The organism is Spirosoma spitsbergense DSM 19989, assembly GCF_000374085.1.
Lineage (GTDB): Bacteria > Bacteroidota > Bacteroidia > Cytophagales > Spirosomataceae > Spirosoma > Spirosoma spitsbergense.
The window spans coordinates 78,388-97,795 of record NZ_KB893559.1 but is presented as its reverse complement, the minus strand read 5'-3'; the positions used below and the strand labels follow the sequence as shown (position 1 = coordinate 97,795).

15 protein-coding genes are annotated in these 19,408 nt (G+C 50.8%); 10 read left to right on the top strand and 5 right to left on the bottom strand.

From position 1 onward, the window contains the following. Nucleotides 1–3 precede the first annotated feature (3 nt). The 3 genes from B157_RS0120360 (at nt 4) to B157_RS0120350 (ending at nt 2,447) form a co-directional block, all read left to right on the top strand. Complete coding sequence (locus B157_RS0120360; protein ID WP_020605154.1) at nt 4–363, top strand: BlaI/MecI/CopY family transcriptional regulator; 360 nt, start codon at nt 4–6, stop codon at nt 361–363. 121 nt (nt 364–484) lie between these two features. Further along, nucleotides 485–1,339, top strand: coding sequence for a M56 family metallopeptidase (locus tag B157_RS0120355; protein ID WP_020605153.1), 855 nt, complete (start codon nt 485–487; stop codon nt 1,337–1,339). A gap of 121 nt (nt 1,340–1,460) precedes the next feature. Further along, nucleotides 1,461–2,447 carry a hypothetical protein gene (locus B157_RS0120350; RefSeq protein WP_020605152.1) on the top strand — a complete coding sequence of 329 codons (987 nt, stop codon included), beginning with the start codon at nt 1,461–1,463 and terminating at the stop codon, nt 2,445–2,447. Between the two features lie 56 nt (nt 2,448–2,503). Here B157_RS0120350 and B157_RS0120345 read toward each other — a convergent pair whose 3' ends face one another. The 3 genes from B157_RS0120345 to recQ form a co-directional block, all read right to left on the bottom strand. Further along, nucleotides 2,504–3,547, bottom strand: coding sequence for a PSP1 domain-containing protein (locus B157_RS0120345; protein WP_020605151.1), 1,044 nt, complete (start codon nt 3,545–3,547; stop codon nt 2,504–2,506). 257 nt (nt 3,548–3,804) lie between these two features. Beyond that, nucleotides 3,805–5,091, bottom strand: coding sequence for a phosphoribosylamine--glycine ligase (gene purD, locus B157_RS0120340; protein ID WP_026308832.1), 1,287 nt, complete (start codon nt 5,089–5,091; stop codon nt 3,805–3,807). Nucleotides 5,092–5,164: 73 nt separating this feature from the next. Continuing rightward, nucleotides 5,165–7,375: a DNA helicase RecQ gene (gene recQ, locus B157_RS0120335; protein ID WP_020605149.1), complete on the bottom strand. Its 2,211-nt coding sequence runs from the start codon at nt 7,373–7,375 to the stop codon at nt 5,165–5,167. A gap of 107 nt (nt 7,376–7,482) precedes the next feature. Here recQ and B157_RS0120330 point away from each other — a divergent pair, with 107 nt between their 5' ends. The 4 genes from B157_RS0120330 to B157_RS0120315 all read left to right on the top strand — a co-directional run bounded on the left by B157_RS0120330 (nt 7,483) and on the right by B157_RS0120315 (nt 12,049). Next, nucleotides 7,483–8,451, top strand: a complete 969-nt coding sequence (locus B157_RS0120330) for a KpsF/GutQ family sugar-phosphate isomerase (RefSeq protein WP_020605148.1) — start codon at nt 7,483–7,485, stop codon at nt 8,449–8,451. Nucleotides 8,452–8,799: 348 nt separating this feature from the next. Continuing rightward, on the top strand, nt 8,800–9,315 hold the full coding sequence (locus tag B157_RS0120325) for an RNA polymerase sigma factor (RefSeq protein ID WP_020605147.1): 516 nt from the start codon (nt 8,800–8,802) through the stop codon (nt 9,313–9,315). Between the two features lie 311 nt (nt 9,316–9,626). Next, nucleotides 9,627–11,099 (top strand): phytoene desaturase family protein, encoded by a 1,473-nt coding sequence (locus B157_RS0120320; protein WP_020605146.1) that lies wholly within the window; start codon nt 9,627–9,629, stop codon nt 11,097–11,099. Nucleotides 11,100–11,212: 113 nt separating this feature from the next. Next, nucleotides 11,213–12,049: a phytoene/squalene synthase family protein gene (locus B157_RS0120315; protein WP_020605145.1), complete on the top strand. Its 837-nt coding sequence runs from the start codon at nt 11,213–11,215 to the stop codon at nt 12,047–12,049. 15 nt (nt 12,050–12,064) lie between these two features. On the opposite strand, the gene B157_RS0120310 is transcribed toward B157_RS0120315, so the two are convergent. Further along, a complete protein-coding gene (locus B157_RS0120310) occupies nt 12,065–12,961 on the bottom strand; it encodes a cupin-like domain-containing protein (protein ID WP_020605144.1) in 897 nt (298 codons plus the stop codon). A 188-nt stretch (nt 12,962–13,149) separates the two neighbouring features. Between B157_RS0120310 and gatB the strand changes: the two genes are divergently transcribed. The 3 genes from gatB to proC all read left to right on the top strand — a co-directional run bounded on the left by gatB (nt 13,150) and on the right by proC (nt 16,667). Further along, nucleotides 13,150–14,631, top strand: coding sequence for an Asp-tRNA(Asn)/Glu-tRNA(Gln) amidotransferase subunit GatB (gatB, locus tag B157_RS0120305; protein ID WP_020605143.1), 1,482 nt, complete (start codon nt 13,150–13,152; stop codon nt 14,629–14,631). A 5-nt stretch (nt 14,632–14,636) separates the two neighbouring features. Continuing rightward, the gene (locus B157_RS0120300) at nt 14,637–15,773 is read left to right on the top strand and encodes a TlpA disulfide reductase family protein (RefSeq protein ID WP_020605142.1); all 1,137 of its coding nucleotides are present in this window, start codon (nt 14,637–14,639) and stop codon (nt 15,771–15,773) included. Between the two features lie 90 nt (nt 15,774–15,863). Continuing rightward, nucleotides 15,864–16,667, top strand: a complete 804-nt coding sequence (gene proC / locus B157_RS0120295) for a pyrroline-5-carboxylate reductase (RefSeq protein ID WP_020605141.1) — start codon at nt 15,864–15,866, stop codon at nt 16,665–16,667. A 223-nt stretch (nt 16,668–16,890) separates the two neighbouring features. On the opposite strand, the gene B157_RS0120290 is transcribed toward proC, so the two are convergent. Continuing rightward, nucleotides 16,891–19,407, bottom strand: coding sequence for an ABC transporter permease (locus tag B157_RS0120290; RefSeq protein ID WP_020605140.1), 2,517 nt, complete (start codon nt 19,405–19,407; stop codon nt 16,891–16,893). Nucleotide 19,408: the final 1 nt, after the last annotated feature.

The window sequence follows — 19,408 nt, the reverse complement described above, 5'->3', positions numbered from 1 at the left end:
TTTATGGAAAAACTAACCGCCAAAGAAGAAGAAGTAATGCAGGTGCTCTGGAAGATGGAACAGGGCTACGTAAAAGATATGGTTCCGCAGTTTACCAATCCTCCGCTGCACTATAATACCGTCTCCACCATTGTCCGTAACCTCGAAGAAAAAGGGTACATCGGCCACAAGGCGTACGGAAACACGCACGAGTATTACCCCATTATCAGTAAGGAAGCCTACCAGAACAAGTTTGTGCTGAAAAAAGTGGTCGACGAGTATTTCGATAACTCGTATAAAAACCTGGTGAGTTATTTCGCTCAGAACGAGAAAATTTCGGCCGAAGAGCTTCGGGAAATCCTGGCTATGATTGAGAAAAAGTAGTCATTCAGTAGTCATTGTTGGTTATTTAACGGTCATTGATAGTCGTTTTTCGTTCAATTATCAATGACTATCAATGACCATCGAATGGCTACCTGGTGATCACTAATGACTTTTTTGTAAAATGGAAACGCTTCGTTATGTCGTTTTGGTCAATGCGCTGTTGGCCGTTATTAGTTTCGCGTACTACGTGTTACTCCGGCGCGAAACGTTTTTCAGAACCAACCGGCTGGTGCTTTGGCTGGGGATACTGGCTACCCTGCTGCTACCCCTGCTCGAACTGCCCGACTGGCGACCGCAGCCCGTGCGAACCGTCATGCACCGCACAGCTCAGGTATTCGTACCGAAAATCCTCTCGGATGTAGACACGCCAAAACCAGAGGTAACAATCACATTTCCCAATCGGGGTACCTACCCGGCTTTTCAACATCAGGCTGCTACTGTCAAGTGGTCGTGGCCAATGGTATTTTTGCTGATGTACGCAGCGGTTGGTTTGGTACTGTTCATTCGATTGGGTGTGCAACTGATCTCACTCGGAAGGTTAATCCGTCAGTCGGTGCATGAACCGTACGAAGATTTTACGCTGGTACGGAATGATGCCGTAACCTCGCCTTTCTCGTTTTTCAACTGGGTAGTACTCAATCCTGACCGCCATACATCCGATGAACTGGAGCAGATTCTTCGGCACGAACGGGTCCACGTTCGGGAGCAGCATAGTCTGGATATGCTGGGGGCTGAGCTAGTGTGTATTCTTTTCTGGTTTAACCCGGCGGCTTATCTGTTTCGTCACCTGCTACACCAAACGCTTGAGTTCAGCGCCGATCAAACCGTACTTGCCGAGGGTGTCGATGCCAGAGCCTACCAATACAATCTGGTAAAAGTAAGTTTATCGGCCGGGCAATCGACAGTTACCAATCATTTCAGTAAGTCGCAGCTGAACTCCCGCATGCTCAATAAATCCGCAAGTGAGAAATGCTGAGACGTAAAAAAGTAAACCAACTGTATACTGTTGTTAAGAAATTGCAGTACAACCAACCCGGCTAAAAAAGAATCGTTTGTTTCGGCACTGTTGATTTATACCACTGAAGATAACTGAGCTTATGTACGCCTTTACCAACCAGTTTAGTGACCCCGGTCTTCGTCAGCGCGTGGGGATGATGAATGGGCAGCGTTCCGGCTCTTTTGCCTGCTGGCGGTACGGAATATGGATGTTGTTGATGGGGGCTATGGCCATGGCCTGTCGGCATAGTCAAACGGACGATGATCGTGAGTTCGTTAAGCGTGACATTCCTCCCTTCTCGCTTACTAACGCCACCCGTGTGTTGGCGGCAGAACTTGAGAAGCCGAATAAGCCCTGGTGGCGAATGGCTTCGTTACCCACCTTCGATAAAACTCAGCTAATCAACGGGCGGAAGGTAACGGTTATGTCAGTAAGCCGCTATCCTGAAGTTTTATGTATCCGCAATAACCACCTGTCAATCAAAGCGGTCGAAGTCGGTCAGACGAAACTATTCATCAATGGTAGCCCTGCGTCGGCTGAATCATTGTCGTCGCTGACGTTTGAGGAGGTAGCTGATCTATTCATTTACCAGAAATGGACCGACATGCCCGGCGCTGAAGCCTATCCAGAAACTTACCGTGTATTCATCAGCACAACGCATAAAACACAAGAGCAGGATGCCGTGCGGGAGCGATGGAAACAGTTTATGCAGGCCAATGCCGTATCTGACTTTCCACTAGGCCACTCTGGTACGTTTTCGATGAATAAACTGTTGGAAGCAACTTTTTTCCACAACAAACTGGCGTTTGTGGAGCGAACAAAAAATGAACACCTGCGGCTTTACGACGAGTACCGGAAGGACATTGAACTATTCGTTAATGGTATTCGGGTGGATGAAAAGCAGATAACGGATATGCACGTTCGGGAAGTGGACAAACTCTATACCCGCGAACGGCCCTTCGATGAGTGGGCCGATGGGCCCGACCGAAAAGCCCGTTACGTGCTCTATATCCAGACGGCACCCAAACGGGCCAAACGGGATAGCACCTACTACGTGTTCAGTCCCTTTTACTCCGGCGATTTCTGAGACGGGCAGGCAAACGATAAAACAAAACCCCGACCTTATAGGGCCGGGGTTGTTTATTAAGAGGATGGCTTACTGGTAGGCGCGGGGCGGGGCGAACCCCCCTCCGGACCCCGTGGCTTCTTCTTTTTCTTGCCTGACCGGGATGTGTATTTGGCATCCAGTTTCTGCAAGTCACTGTTGAGCGTTGCCGCTGTAAGGTGCTCCTTCTCGCCAATAGGCGTCAACACGTCAAACGACTCGGGGATGATACCTCTTTTATTCAAATCGACGATCTCAAGCACGCGGGCAATTGGCAATGGATGCCAGGTACTTTCAGACCCGTAACCAAACCACATCTGCTTGCGAAAGATATCGGTTTTTTGCAGGTAAGCCCGCCCTTTCTGCGTTTCCAGTGGCTTCTCGATGGTTGGGATGTCGCGCAGGGCATCCATGTACGTATCAAGCTCGTAGTTCAGGCAGCACTTCAGCCGGCCACACTGCCCGGATAGTTTGGCCGGATTCAGGGACAGGTTTTGATAGCGGGCTGCCGAGGTGGCAATGTTCTTGAAGTCCGTTAACCAGGTAGAGCAGCACAGTTCGCGCCCGCAGGAGCCAATACCACCCAACCGACCGGCCTCCTGACGGAGACTAATCTGCCGCATTTCGATCCGGGCCTTAAACTCACCGGCCAGCATCTTTATTAGTTCCCGGAAATCGACCCGTTCTTCGGACGAATAATAAAACGTGGCTTTGGTATTGTCGGACTGAAACTCAACGTCGGAGAGTTTCATGTTCAGTTTCAGTTCACGGCTGATTTCACGGGAGCGGTAAAGGGCAGGAAGGTCACGCAAAACGGCCTGTTCATGGCGGTCCATGTCCTTCTGGGTCGCAATGCGATGGATGACCTTTGTATCGTCATTAATTTTTACCGCCCGCTTTTTCACTTGCAGTCGTACCAGTTCTCCCTGGAGCGATACGGCCCCGATGTGAAAACCAGAGGGCATTTCTACCACCACATAATCGCCCGTAGTCAGGTCGAGCTGATGCACGTTCCGGTAGTACTCTTTCCGACCACCCTTAAACTTTACTTCAACGACATCGTAGCGGTTCATGCCGGGCATAGCCACGTCGCTCAACCAGTCAAATGAATTCAATTTATTACAGCCCCCCGTACTACAACCACCACTTCCGCATCCGGCTGTAGCCGTTTTCTCCCCGTCAGATGCCCCTTTCTGGGTTCCACATCCGCCGGTGGCACATGATTTACAACTCATAAGTTCTATCGTTATGAATTATGAGTGATGAATTATGAATTAGTGTACGCTGGTGTTGTACCGCATGGGCGGCTCGTTATCCTTCATAACTCGTAGCTCATAATCTAGTCTGCGTACCGAATCAGGTCAACCCCGATGTCTTTACGGTACTGTTTTCCTTCAAATTGCACCATCCGGGCCGCTTCCTGCGACTTCCTGACGGCATTTTCGAGCGAGTTTGCCTGCGCCGTTATGGCCATAACCCGACCACCATTGGTTAATACCTGTCCATTTTTACTGAGCGTTCCGCCGTGGAACACCATTATATCCTCTAAACGCTCCAGGTCGGAAATGATTTTACCCGTAGCGTATTCACCGGGATAACCGCCCGATACCAGTACTGTTGTAACGGCCGTTTGGGGAGATATGCGCATGGGGATTTTGTCGAGTTCACCATCGGCGGTAGCCACCATCAATTCAACAAAATCATTTTGAATACGGGGCAGGACTACCTCCGTTTCCGGGTCTCCCATACGGGTATTGTACTCGATAACGAACGGCTCACCATTTACCTTCATCAAGCCTACGAAAATAAAACCCTGGTAGTGAATACCATCCTGCTGCAAGCCCAGCAAGGTAGGCTTCACCACTTTCTCTTCTACCTTTTGCAGGAAGGAAGGGCTGGCAAATACAACCGGCGACACCGCCCCCATACCACCGGTATTGGGGCCGGTATCTTCTTCGCCAATGCGTTTGTAATCTTTTGCTTCGGGGAGAATTTTATAGCTTACCCCGTCGGTCAGCACAAATACGGATAGCTCGATACCCCGTAAGAACTGCTCAATTACGACTTTGCTGCCCGCATCACCAAACCGCTGACCGGCAAGCATGTCATTCAGGGTTGCCTGGGCTTCTGCTACCGTTTCGGCAATGATAACGCCCTTACCGGCCGCCAGGCCATCTGCTTTCAGTACAACCGGCAGCACGTGCGTTTGCAGATAGTCCAGCCCTTCCTGCAGGCTGTCTATGGTAAAGGTACGTGAGGCAGCCGTCGGTATGCCGTGCCGCTGCATAAACTGCTTGGAGAAATCCTTGCTGCCCTCCAGCTGCGCACCCTGTGCGTTTGGCCCAACGATGCGGAGGTCGGCTAAATCAGGTTGTTGCCGCAGAAAATCGACGATTCCTTTCACTAGCGGCTCTTCCGGACCAATAATCAGCAGCGCTATGTTTTTATCCCGAACGGCTTTCGCTACTGCCGGATAGTCATTGTAGGAAATGGGCAAATTGGTGGCTACCTGTGTTGTGCCGGCATTGCCCGGCGCAACAAACAACGTGTCACACAATGGGCTTTGTGCTAGTTTCCACGCAAAGGCGTGTTCTCGTCCACCCGACCCCAGTATAAGTATGTTCATCTTTAGTGAGGAGTGAGTAGTGAGGAGCCATCCGGTTTGTTTTTGCCGGATGGCTCCTCACTACTCACTCCTTTTAATTAGCTACTTCCGACAGGAATTTGATACGCATCAGTCGTAGATCCTGTTCTGTAAAATCGTCGCCCCCGAACTCGCGCAGAGCGATAGCGATATTGTCACTGTCAGCCCGCATAAAGTAGTCGAAAATCTCGTCCTGCCGGTCCTCGTCCATCACCTGATTGATGTAGTAATCAAGGTTGAGCCGTGTGCCAGAATAACAGATATGTTCAATCTCTTCCATCAGGTCTTCCATCAACAATGATTTCGCTTCGGCGATTTCATCTAAGTCAACTTTGCGATCGATCTGCTGGATGATAAAAATCTTGACTTTCGATTTGTTTACGGTCGATTTAACGACTACGTCCTGAGCCGTTTCAATCTCATTATCCTCCACATACTTGGCAATCAGATCAACAAATGGCCGTCCAAATTTCTGAACTTTACCCATACCCACTCCGTTGATCTGCGCCATTTCTTCGCGCGTGGTAGGGTATGTGGTGGCCATCTCTTCCATGGATGTTTCCTGGAAGATTACGTAGGGAGGAAGGTTCTTTTCTTTAGCAATCTTTTTGCGAAGGGCTTTCAGCAGGCCAAGTAACTCTTCGTCATAGGCTACGCCACCGCCATTTGATGTCGAATCTTTATCGTCATCGTCCTTCGTATCGGCGCTGAGCTGTGCATAGTCATGGTCTTTTGCCAGCGTAACCGGGTAGGGGTCTTCGATGTAATTCATCCCCTTCGGCGATACTTTCAGGATTCCATAATTGTCGACATCTTTTTCGAGGTATCCATAGATGGCAATCTGCTTGATGAGCGAGCACCAGTAATTGCCGTCCTCGCTAAACTCGCGCCCCTTGCCATATACGGCCAGCCGGTCATGCTCATAGCTGGTAACGTACTGATTATGCGTAGCGGTCAATACATCGGCCAGGTGAGTGACATCAAAACGCTGATCGGTTTGCAAAACCGTTTGTAAGGCCAGCACTACCTCATGCTGTACTTTCAGTTTCTCCGTTGGTTTCATGCAGTTATCGCAGAAACCACAGTCCTTATCCATGAACTCGCCGAAGTACCCCAGTAACTGCCGACGGCGGCAAACGCCCAGATTCGAGTACGAAACCATTTCGGCCAGCAGATGCCGGGCATTGTCGCGTTCGGTAACGGGTTTGTCTTTGTTAAACTTCTCCAGTTTAACGATGTCATCGTAGCTGTAGAACATCAGGCAATTGCCCTCCAGGCCATCACGTCCGGCACGACCCGTTTCCTGATAATATCCTTCGAGTGATTTAGGAGCATCGTAGTGAATCACAAAGCGCACATCGGGCTTGTCGATTCCCATGCCGAAAGCAATCGTGGCGCAGATAACGTCGGCATCTTCGTTCAGGAAGGCATCCTGATTGTGCATCCGGGTTTGGGGGTCCAGACCAGCGTGGTAGGGGAGTGCCTTCACGTCATTTACACTCAGCAGTTCGGCAATTTCCTCTACCGTTTTCCGGCTCAGGCAATAGATGATACCCGACTTTCCTTTGTTCTGCTTAACGTATTTTATGAGTTGCTTTTTGGCGTCGACCTTTGGTTTTATTTCGTAGTACAGATTCTTGCGGTTGAACGACGTTTTATACAGGTTGGCATCCTCCATCTGGAGGTTTTTCTGTATGTCCTGCTGTACTTTGGGGGTAGCCGTTGCGGTCAGGGCAATAACGGGCAGATTACCAATATTATCGACTATGCCTCTTATTTTTCGATACTCCGGCCGGAAGTCGTGCCCCCACTCCGAAATACAATGTGCTTCATCAATAGCGACAAAGGAGATGTTGGCTTTCTTTAAAAAGTCCAAATTCTCTTCTTTCGTCAGGGATTCCGGGGCAATGTATAATAACTTGAGTGACCCATTCAGCGTGTCTCTCTTGACCTTGTTCATCTCGGCCTTGGAGAGCGTCGAATTCAGGAATTGAGCGTTGATGCCAAAAGCGTTCAACTGATCGACCTGATTTTTCATCAGGGCAATAAGGGGCGAAATAACCACGGCTGTGCCATCGCTGACAATGGCAGGCAGTTGATAGCACAGCGACTTGCCGGCCCCGGTAGGCATAATAACGAACGTGTTACGTCCGGCCAGGATACTATATATAATAGCTTCCTGTTCGCCCCGGAACTGACCATATCCAAAAATTTCTTTCAGTCGATCTCTTAGTGTTGTATGGACCGACTCATCAACCTGCATCATTCTACAAATCGTACAAAAGTTACTTTACTCTATCTGCTTCCCGTATCTTTGCCTAATAAAGTTAGCGAATATACATCGCAAACCATTCCTGATTATCAAAACTGACATTGAAAGTAATAAAAAATCCTACGAGTATTGCGCGTTCGGTGCTTTTAGCCGAGGCAGATGCCATCCGTAACGCTATCGATTTGCTTGACGATCAATTTGACGCTGCGGTCGAAACGTTGCTGCATATGACGGGTCGTCTGGTCGTAACGGGCGTGGGTAAAAGTGCCCTGATCGGGCAGAAAATTGTGGCTACCATGAACTCCACCGGCACGCCGTCGCTGTTTATGCATGCCGCCGATGCTATTCATGGTGATCTGGGCATGATTCAGGCGAATGACGTCATTCTGATCATTTCCAAAAGCGGCAGTACGGCTGAAATTAAGGTGTTATTACCGCTGCTGAAGCGGGTGGGCGTTACATTGATTGCCCTGGTCAGCGCACGGGATTCGTACCTGGCCCGCCATGCCGATCATATACTCCATGCGTACGCGGAATACGAAGCCGACCCGCTCAATCTGGCTCCTACCACCAGTACAACTGTAGCGCTGGCACTGGGCGATGCCCTGGCAGTAAGTTTACTGGAATTGCGTGGGTTTACCCGGCAGGATTTTGCCCGCTATCATCCCGGTGGTTCGCTGGGTAAAAAGCTGTACCTGAAAGTTGCTGATATTTTTCCCCACAATCAGTGCCCGAAGGTTTTACCGCGTACGTCGATTAAAGAAGTAATCTTTACCATTTCGGCTAACCGACTGGGCGCTACAGCCGTAGTGAATGAAGCCGGTTTGCTGGCCGGAATCGTAACGGACGGCGACATCCGGCGCACGGCTTATGAACATGAGTCTTTCTGGCTGCTTTGTGCCCGTGATGTGATGACCGCCGGGCCAGTTTGCATTGGCCCTGACGAATATGCAGTAGCTGCTTTACAGGTGATGCAGGAGCGGGATATTACCCAGCTTGTTGTAGCAGAAGCAGGACATGTTCACGGGTTCATTCATCTGCACGACCTGTTAAGAGAGGGCCTGGTGTAAACCATATTTTTTTTACCCGGAAATTAAGCTTCCCCGAACCCATTTTCACCCCTTTCAGTCCCCTTTCTCGCACCTTCTACTGTCTATTTTGGTATTTTGTTGAACAGATGTGTGGAAAACTTAAACAAAATCCACACTGTGGATTCCCCATAATGGGGGAAATATTCCACACCACACATGGCCACACAAAATTGCGTATCAGTTTGGCATATAAAATTATGGTTGTTAAATTGTTGATATACAGGTAGTTGTTTGTTTTGACTTCGATTCTGGGGGTGTTTCTGGAAATCGTGGTTGTTTTTTTGTCTTAGGGTATGCAAAAGAGCCTAACTGAAAAACAACGGAGCCATGACAGCCATCGAATTTACAAACCATATCGGCAAAGTATCTAAATCACTACGCCCATTCGCCCTGCGCCTGACGAAAGATGTTGAAGATGCAAACGATTTGCTGCAGGACACACTACTGAAAGCATTTACCAACCGCGACAAATACACGGATGGTACGAATCTGAAGGCCTGGTTATATACAATTATGAAGAATACCTTCATTACCAATTACCAGCGTATGGTGCGCAAGAACACCTTTATCGATACGACTGATAATTTGCACTATATAAACTCTATCGAGAGCAGCACGAATAACCTGGCTTACTCGTCATTCGCCCAGAACGATATCAATCGGGCAGTAAATGGCCTCGATGACACCTATAAAACACCTTTCATGATGCACTTCCGTGGTTTTAAGTACCATGAGATAGCCGCTAAACTGAATATTCCCATCGGTACGGTGAAGAACAGAATTCACATAGCCCGGAAGGAATTGAAGGATCAATTAAAAGTTTATGCCTATTTTAATGTATAACGTGATACTTTTTAGGAACTACTGCGTCTAATTTATATTAATTGAGTAGTTTTTGGTTAAAAAAGAGGAAGGTTCGAAAAAGTTAAGTGGATTCCACTTAACTTTTTTTTTGTGCTGAACTTTTTATAGTCAGTGAGTTATTCATAGTTGTACCACCTATAGTGATGATGAACGAGTTTGTCTTTTGCACTCCCCATTTTTGTTCTCTGCTTCCCGGCTGCCTATCTTACCAGCCGTTTTACTATGCATTCATATAAACAAAGTGCTTCATCAGGTAATTATCTGTTGACTACATCAATACGTATAAACTGATGCCGCAGCGTATCTTAGTTATAGGGGCCGGGTTTGCCGGACTGGCGGCCGCTACCAGTCTTGCCGATAAAGGGTACGACGTTACACTTCTCGAAAAGAACGACATGCCCGGGGGCCGGGCACGCGTTTTCCAGGCTGAAGGCTTTACATTCGATATGGGGCCAAGCTGGTATTGGATGCCCGACGTATTTGAAACCTACTTCGCCCGATTTGGTAAAAAGCCATCCGACTACTATAATCTTGTTCGACTCGATCCGTCGTACTCTGTTATTTTTGGGCCGGACGAAGCCATTGACCTGCCCGCCGGTGTCGATAACCTGGAAGTACTTTTTGAACAGATAGAACCGGGCAGTGGGCTACAACTACGTTCCTTTCTCAAACAGGCCTCCTACAAATATGAGGTAGGGATGAATAAATTTGTCTGGAAACCCAGTCGTTCGGTTACTGAATTTATGAGCCTCAAGCTCCTGTTCGACGTTACCCGTCTGGATGTATTTCAGTCTTTTGCCACGCACGCCCGCAAGTTTTTTACCCATCCCCGTCTGCTCGAAATTGTCGAGTTTCCGGTATTGTTCCTGGGGGCAACGCCCGAGAATACCCCCGCCATGTATAGCCTGATGAACTATGCCGAAATGGCATTGGGAACCTGGTACCCGATGGGGGGAATGCACGAAATTGTGAAGGCTATGGTTAGCCTGGCTCAGGAAAAAGGCGTAAAGATTTTACTGAACCAGGCCGTTCAGAAAATTGAGGTTGTCGATAAGAAGGCGCAGCGGGTCGTTACCGACACCGGTATTTTCGAAGCAGATGTGGTCATAGCGGGGGCCGATTATAATCACGTTGAAACCAGTCTGGTCGACCCTGCTTACCGGAATTACGACGATGCGTATTGGAAAAGCCGGGTTATGGCTCCTTCGTCGCTGTTATTCTACCTGGGGGTTAACAAACGGGTACCCCGTTTGCTGCATCATAACCTGTTTTTCGATGAGGATTTCAACCTCCACGCGCAGGAGATCTACGAGACGCCACGCTGGCCTTCCAAACCCTTATTCTACGCGTCGGCTCCGTCAAAAACAGATCCTGGCGTAGCACCCCAGGGGTGCGAAAACCTGTTTTTACTCATTCCGGTGGCTCCCGGTCTTACGGACGATGACGCTACCCGCGACCATTATTTCGATATGATTATGACCCGCCTGGAAGCGTATGTCGGTGAGAACATACGGGATCATATCGTATTCAAACGGAGTTACGCCCACAATGATTTTCAGCAGGACTATAATGCCTTTCGGGGAAATGCCTACGGGCTTGCCAATACGCTTCGGCAAACGGCCTTACTAAAGCCATCCTTGAAGAATAAGGCTGTCAGCAACCTGTTTTATACCGGTCAGTTGACGGTACCCGGACCGGGTGTACCCCCGTCACTGATATCGGGACTGGTGGTGGCCGATGAAGTTGCCAAGGAATTTAGTTAGTTTTCAAGTTGAATGAGCAGGGAAGACGGGGTAGATTTATCGCTATCCTATGCTTATCTGGTTTCCTGCTGTATCTTTCCTGTGTTTCGAAAAAAAACCGTAGCTTAAACCTTATGATGGCGTTATTCAATAAAACAGCACTGGAATGCAGTAAATTAGTTACTGAACGGTACAGTACGTCGTTTACATTAGGCATTAAAACACTGGATCGTAAATTCCACCTGCCTATATACGCCATTTATGGGTATGTTCGATACGCCGACGAAATTGTGGATACGTTCCACGAGTTTGACAAAGAGACCCTGCTCAAACGCTTTCGGCACGATACGTATCAGTCTATCGAAGAAGGCATAAGTTTGAATCCCATTCTGCAGTCGTTTCAATTAATCGTTAACGAATACAAGATTGAGCATGCGTTGATCGAGGCCTTCCTGAAAAGTATGGAAATGGACCTGTACAACCAGGATTATGATAAGGAAGGGTACCAGGAGTACATTTATGGTTCGGCCGAAGTAGTGGGCCTGATGTGCCTGCGGGTATTCTGTGAAGGCGATTGCACTCAGTTCGACCGGTTGAAGGGAGCTGCCTCAAAACTGGGAGCCGCCTTCCAGAAGGTGAATTTTCTGCGCGATATGAAGAGTGATTTCGTTGACCGGGGACGTACTTATTTCCCCGGTGTCGATTTTAGTGACTTTGGTGGCGATACGAAGAAACTAATTGAAACGGATATCCAGCATGACTTCGATGCGGCTTACATTGGCATTCTGAACTTGCCTCATGGTGCCCGAATGGGCGTTTATCTGGCTTACGTATATTATCAGGCGTTGTTCAATAAAATAAAGCGCCTTCCGGCATCCCGCGTTCAAAGTGAGCGGATCCGCGTACCGAACCCGCAAAAATTCGCCCTCCTGGCCCAGACCTACGTGAAGTACAGGCTGAATGTACTTTAACGTTCGGGTTGTTCCCTAGACGCTCACGCCTGCTTTTTCGAGTGTTCCCAGTACTCCACCCAGTACCGACAAATACGCCTGAACGGCTTTGGCCAGTTTGGGTTTACGCTCCTGCATATTCATGTCTACTTCGTGCATGAAATTCTTCCAGTTGGACGCATTCAGGCAGTCCAGCGCGACGGATATCGTTGGCGTAAGGGAGCGGGCCGTATGCCACCAGCCGCAGGGAATAAACAGGGTTTCGCCGGGGCCAACCACGAAGGTAACGGGGGTTGTTTTCGCGAATAACGGGTATTTCTCCAGGTCTGGATTACGAATGTCATTCACCTCCGACACCCATAAATTGTCTGGTTTGGGGTAAAGGTAGGGTGTTTGATCCGGTGGAATGACGGTGAATTCTTTCTGCCCGTACAACTGGGTGATGTACGCATGCAGACTCATGTAATCGTAATGCACGTACGGAAACTGCGCACCCGGACTGCCAAAAAAAATCTCCAGCGTGTTTGCCCCGGACAATAACCGATTCGGTAGAAATGGGCTCTTGATGCGGTCGGGGAGGGCGTATTTGAGCCGGGGCAGCACGTCGGGCATCAGTTCCGGGTAATCGCTCTCCATTTGCAGGGTGCAGGGGTACGGTGCCGGGTTTGCTTCGGTGCCCGTCATCATCCAGTCGATGTATTCACCCAGGGTATAGGTTTGTCCGGCTATGCTCACCTCCCGGTCACTATAGTTTTCCTTAAAAAAAGCAGGGGTAAATTTATTCTTCGCTGACCAGTCGGCGCAGGCATCACCAATCACGACGGGGTAATTGCCAAAAAGATGCTCTTTCTTAAAGGCCTCATAACTCAGGTGGTACTTTTTTTCGACCACAATACCCTTATCACGGGCTAGTTCAACAGTCTGGGTAGTCATTTCCGGTAGATGGGTTAGTATTCGTAAAGCAACACGAATTAGGATTTAGACGATGAATAGCTAAAAAGTAGACACCTTACAGACTATGTATTTACTATTTGGTCAGTTTATATATTTCCGGAAAGTCATCGGCACCCGGCCCTGTTTTATTTCTGCCTATCTTTGCTTAAAATTAGTATACTCTGCCAATGGTCGTTGAAGCAACCCTTTCGTCAGCTATTCTTTCCCACTATGAAGTTGTTGTCGGGCTGGAAATACACTGTCAGTTGCTTACGGAAAGCAAAATTTTTGCGGCTGATGCCAATGCATTTGGTGCTGAGCCGAATACCCATATCAGTGTTATTACCCTGGGGCATCCGGGTACGTTACCCAAACTAAATCGGAAAGCCGTCGAGTACGCCATCCGGATGGGGCTGGCCTGTGGTAGCGAAATTACCCGCCATAACGTGTTTGCCCGGAAAAATTATTTTTACCCCGATCTGCCCAAAGGCTACCAGCTGTCGCAGGATAAAGGACCGATTTGCGTAGGGGGTGGTGTGTTGATAACCGCCAAAGACCCGCAAACCGGAAAACCGTATCAGACTACCATCCAGCTTCATCATATTCATCTGGAAGAAGATGCCGGTAAATCCATTCACGATGGCAGTGAGTGGGTTACCCGACTGGACTACAACCGGGCGGGAACACCCCTCATCGAAATGGTTACGGAACCCTGTATCCGCACCGCCGACGAAGCCGGGCAGTACCTGACCGAAGTCAGGCGGCTGGTTCGTTACCTGGACATCTGCGATGGGAACATGGAAGAAGGTTCGCTGCGCTGCGACGTAAATGTTTCTATCCGGCCCAAGGGAGCCACACATCTCGGCACGAAGGTTGAAGTGAAGAACCTGAACTCGATCCGGAATGTGATGCGGGCCGTTGACGGTGAATTTCTTCGGCAGGTGCAGCTAACGGAAACGGGCGGACGTATCGTGCAGGAAACCCGCACCTTCGATGCCGCCACGGGTCTTAGCTATGCCATGCGCGAGAAAGAAACCATGAACGATTACCGCTACTTTCCTGATCCTGACCTCACCCCCGTGGTTGTGTCGGACGAGTGGCTGGCCAGCGTTCGGGCCACTATGCCCCTGCTTCCGGCAGCGCGGTACCAACAGTTTACCCGTACCTATGACCTGCCTGATTACGATGCGTCCGTACTGACCGATGCGCGGGAACTGGCCGATTATTTTGAAGCCGTTTGTGCGCACACGACCAATTACAAAGCGGTATCGAACTGGATAATGGGGCCGGTGAAAGGACAGTTGACCGAAAAAATGCTGCGCGACCGTCAATTTCCGGTTTCAGCCGAACGACTGGCCTCGTTGATTACGTTGATAGATGAAGGAACCGTGAGCCAGACGGCTGCTCAGCAGGTGTTTACTCTGATGGTCGACCAGCCGGGCGCGTCACCTGTCGAGCTGGCTCAACGGAGTGGCCTCATTCAGAACCGCAATACCGATGCGTTGCAAACGTTGGTAGAAGAGGTACTGGCAACCTGGCCCGATAAAGTAGCCCAGTATCGAAAAGGTAAGAAAAACCTGTTCGGGCTGTTTGTGGGGGAGGTGATGAAAAAATCGAAAGGCTCAGCCGATCCCAAACTGGTCAATGAGTTATTAACAAAGACATTATAGACACGATGAGAAACCTTATTTTTAGTCTGGCCGGTTTGCTGGTCATCAGCTTTACCGCCTGTGCTCAAACCCCGAAAACGTTTACCGTTACCGGAAAAGTAACGAAGGCAACGCCGGGCAGTTATGTGTATCTGGAAACCAACGCCCAGCCAACCCGCAAACTTGACTCGGCCAAAGTAAATACCGACAATACGTTTACCCTGACCAGTAACGTAGCTGACGGTGGGGAGGTTTTTATCCTCAATGTGGGTGGCGATCAGAAAATGGCCCTACTGGCAGAAGGGGGCGAAACGCTGAATGTGCAGGCCGACGGGTACCGGATGGATGGGAAAACCGGCCAACTGGGGAAAGCAATCGTAACCGGCTCCAAAAACATGGAGTACTACGAAAAGCTGATGGCCCTGCGGACCGAGATGGAAGCGAAAGTTACCAACTGGAACAAGCAGATTGCGGTTGCTACCGAGAAGAAAGACAACAAAAAAATTGCCCAGATCGAACAGGAGTACCAGACGGCCGAACAGGAAGTTGTCAATAAAGTGAAAGCGATGTTACCCGCCATGGGCACGTCGCTGGCGTCACTGTTTGCGCTTAACTTCATCAACATCGACACGGACTTTGCCGTCTATGATGAAATGGCGCAGCGCTTCGAGAAAGAGAACCCAAATAGCCCCCATGCCAAATCGCTGATTGGTCGGGTGGCCCGTATCAAAGGCGTATCGGTAGGCGCAGCGGCTCCCGAAATCGCCCTGAGCGATACCACCGGTACACCCGTTCCGCTGTCGTCGTTGCGGGGGAAGTACGTACTGGTCGACTTCTGGGCGTCGTGGTGTGGACCCTGCCGGGCCGAAAACCCGAACGTGGTTCGGATGTATAACAAGTTCAAGGACAAGGGCTTTGCCATTTACAGCGTTTCGCTCGACAAGGCCAAAGACAGCTGGACAAAAGCCATCCGCAACGATAACCTGGCCTGGACGCACGTGTCGGACCTGAAATTCTGGCAGTCGGCGGCTGCCCAGCAATACGGTGTTCAGGCCATTCCGGCTACATTCCTGCTCGATAGAAATGGTAAAATCATTGCCAAGAACCTGCGGGGGGATGCGCTGGAGCAAAAACTGGAAGAAGTTCTCAAAGGTGGTCAGTGAGTTGACCGTAAGTCATTAGTTTTGCAGGGTCGGGCGGAAGCCTGACCCTTTTTGTTTTGTCTCTGTCATGGCCGAAGCCATGAAACAACTATGAAAATTGCTATCGTCGGTTGCGGTAATATGGGCATGGCCTTTGCCAAATCGTTTTTACAGTATGATCTGGTGAAAAAAGATGACCTGCTCCTCATCGAAAAAAGTAGTGACCGTTCGGAGACGTTAAAGGCCGAGAAGGCAGGCGTAGTCGTAGAAACTATTGGGCCGCACGTTGGCGAAGTCGACCTGATCATTTTGTCGGTGAAGCCGCAGGATTTCAACAGTGTTCACGCGTCGTTGCGGGCGGTGGTCCAGCCCAATCAGGTAATCCTGTCTATTATGGCGGGCATTCCCATTAAGCAGATTCAGGAGAAGCTGGCTCACCCGCTGGTGGTGCGGGCCATGCCCAACACTCCGGCCATGCTCGGCATGGGTATCACCGGCTTTACGGCGGCCAAAGAAGTTGGCTTTACCAGTCTGCGCCGGGTGGAGAACCTGATCAATGCCACGGGGCGGTCGATATTTGTGGAGGACGAAGCCATGCTCGATGCCGTTACGGCACTAAGCGGCAGCGGCCCTGCTTACTTTTACTACGTGGTGAAGGCCATGGTCGAAGCCGGGAAGCAGATGGGCTTCAGCGATGCCGTGGCTTCCCTGCTGGTGAAGCAGACGATGCTCGGCTCGTACCACCTGATCAACAACGCCGATAAATCGCTGGATGAACTGATCAAAGCCGTCGCTTCCAAAGGGGGCACCACGGAGGCCGCCCTGCGTACGTTTGAAACCGGCGCCTTATCCGATACCCTGATAGCCGGTATCAAGGCGGCACAGGTTCGGGCTACCGAGTTGTCGGAAGGGTAGGTAAATGGATAATGGATAATGAACGCGTTTTACCACCCCCAACCCCCTCCTAAAACAGGAGGGGGCTTAAAAAAGGGGACCCCCTTTCATAGCCCCCTCCTTTCTTCAAGGAGGGGGTTGGGGGTGGTAAAACAGCGGTTAATTACTACAAATCAATAAGCAGTAGGCTGGCCGCCGGTGCGGGCTGGCAAACTTCTCCTACACCCCATCGTTGATTATCTACCTACACCTCCGCCCGCAGCACCTCAAGGGGTGGCTTTACCAATACATCACGGCTGTTGAAAACCCCGATCAGGATGGTTAAACCCGTTACAACCCCGGTAATAACGAGCAAAGGCAGGGCATCGGGTCGGTACGGTACCTCGAACACGAAACGGGCCAGCCCCCACGTACCGGCTATCGACAGTAGAATGCCGGACAGAGCCGCCACGAATCCTAACAGGCTGTATTCCAGAAACGTAATGCCCAGAATCTGGTTCCGGCTGGCCCCCAGCGTACGCAGCAGCACACTTTCGCGGAGCCGCTGAAACTTGCTGATAACGACCGAACTGGCCAGCACCAACAGACCGGTCAATATGCTGAACAGGGCCATGAACTGAATCACGAACGAAATCTGGGCCAGAATCTCGTCAATCGTTTTCAGAATCAGGCCCAGGTCGATGGCTGACACATTCGGAAAACTGCTTACCAGCCCACGCTGTAGGACCGCCGACGTTCGGTTGTCGGGTACCCGTGTCATCAGCACGTGAAACTGGGGTGCCTGTTCCAGGACACCGGCCGGAAAAACCACCACGAAATTGGTCTGAACCCGATTCCATTCTACCTCGCGCGTACCGCCAACAAGGGTTTGAATGGGGGCACCCTGCACGTTGAAATTCAGGGTATCGCCCAGTTTCAGGTGCATTCGCTCAAAAAATCCTTTCTCGATGGAAATGTAACTGACCCCGTCTGACTGATAGGGAGCCCTGCCCGAAGCCAGCTTCTCCGACGAAATCAGCGAGTCGCGGTAGGTAACCCGGTATTCGCGGGTAAAGGCCCACTTCGGCGGTTTCTGGGTCGTGTCTTTTCGGACTGTTTCGCCGTTTTTTCCATTGATATCCATCAGGCGCATCGTCACTACCGGCACCTCCTGTAATATCGGTAGCTTCTGCGCCTTCACCAGCGATTTGACGCCCGCCAGCTGCTCGTTCTGAATGTCGAACAGCACCATGTTGGGTTGGTTGCCGCTGCCCGATAGTTCGACCCGGCCCAGCAGCAGGCCCTGCGTCAGGTACAGGGTGGCGATCAGAAAAGCCCCCAGCCCAATGGAGGTTATCAGGATAAGGGTCTGGTTGTTGGGGCGGTATAGATTTGCCAGACTTTGCCGCCAGGTATAACTCCACGAAGCCGGAAAAAAACGCCGTACCAGCCCGATCAGGCCCAGACCAATGGCCGTCAACAGACCGAAGGCGACGACCAGTCCACCCGTGAAGCCAACGGATAACAGCAGATTCCTGGTCTGCCAGTAGGCGAAACCAACGATGAAACAGACAACGAGCCCATAAACCAGCCAGCGCAGGGGATCGCGGTTCCGCAAATCAGCCTCGTAGGAGGTGCGCAGGGTACGCAGGGGCGAAACGTTGCGGATAGCCAGCAGTGGCAGCAGGGAGAACAGCACGGAGATCAGTAACCCCGTGCCAATGCCCCCTAAAATGGCGGGGCCCGAAAGTGCCGTATCGACGGTAATGGGCAGAAAATTCCCGAAGATGCGGGGAAGCAGCAACTGCACCACCGACCCCAAAACAGCCCCGACGGTAGCCCCAATCAGCCCCATCAGGGTCGTCTGGTATAGATAAATCAGGAACGCCTGCCGACCACTGGCACCCAGCGTCCGCAAAATAGCCACCGAGGCTACCTTCTCCTTTACGTACAGCTGCACGGCACTGGCCACGCCGACGCAACCCAGCAACAGGGCCACGAAAGCCACCAGACTCAGGTACTTCGTCAGGTCGGCGAAGGAGCGACCCGTCTGGTTTTTGCGTTCGGTAACGGTATCGTAGTTGATGCCTTCTTTATCCAGACGGGCAGCCAGGGGTTTGATGAACTTATCGGCATCTACCGTATTGGTCGATTTGTCCGGTGCCAGCTGGTAATAATATTTGTAAGCGATGCGGCTACCCCGCTGTAGCAGGCCCGTATTGGCCAGGAATCGATTGGGGATGAAAACGGTGGGAGCCACCGTAGCCGCAATGGCCGCCTGCCCCGGTGTTTTTGTCACCCGCCCCACAATGAGAAACGACAGGTTGCCAACCCGTACCGAATCGCCCGGCTGAGCACCCATCTGAATCAGTAAGGCATCATCGACCAGCGCTATCCGGCTGGCAGCCTGCCGGAACGTCTGAATAGCCGATGCGGGCTGCACTTCCCACGTTCCGTAGAACGGGAAATTTCCCTGTAGGCCTTTCACCTGCGCCAGCCGAACCCCGCCGTTTTTGGGCGTGGAAACCAGCGACGCAAAGGACACTTCGTACGCCCGGTCGCGGCCAATCGTTTTGAGTAACTGCTGCGTTTTTGCCGAAGGGGCACGCGTCCAGGAGAGCGTCAGGTCGGCCCCCAATAGTTCGCGGGCCTGTTCGTCGATGCTGCGGGCCAGGTTATCGCCAAAGGAGTTGATGGCCACTAACGCGGCAATGCCCAGCACAATGGCCGACATAAAGAGCAGTAGTCGTTGTCGGCTTCGGCGGCTGTCGCGCCACGCCATT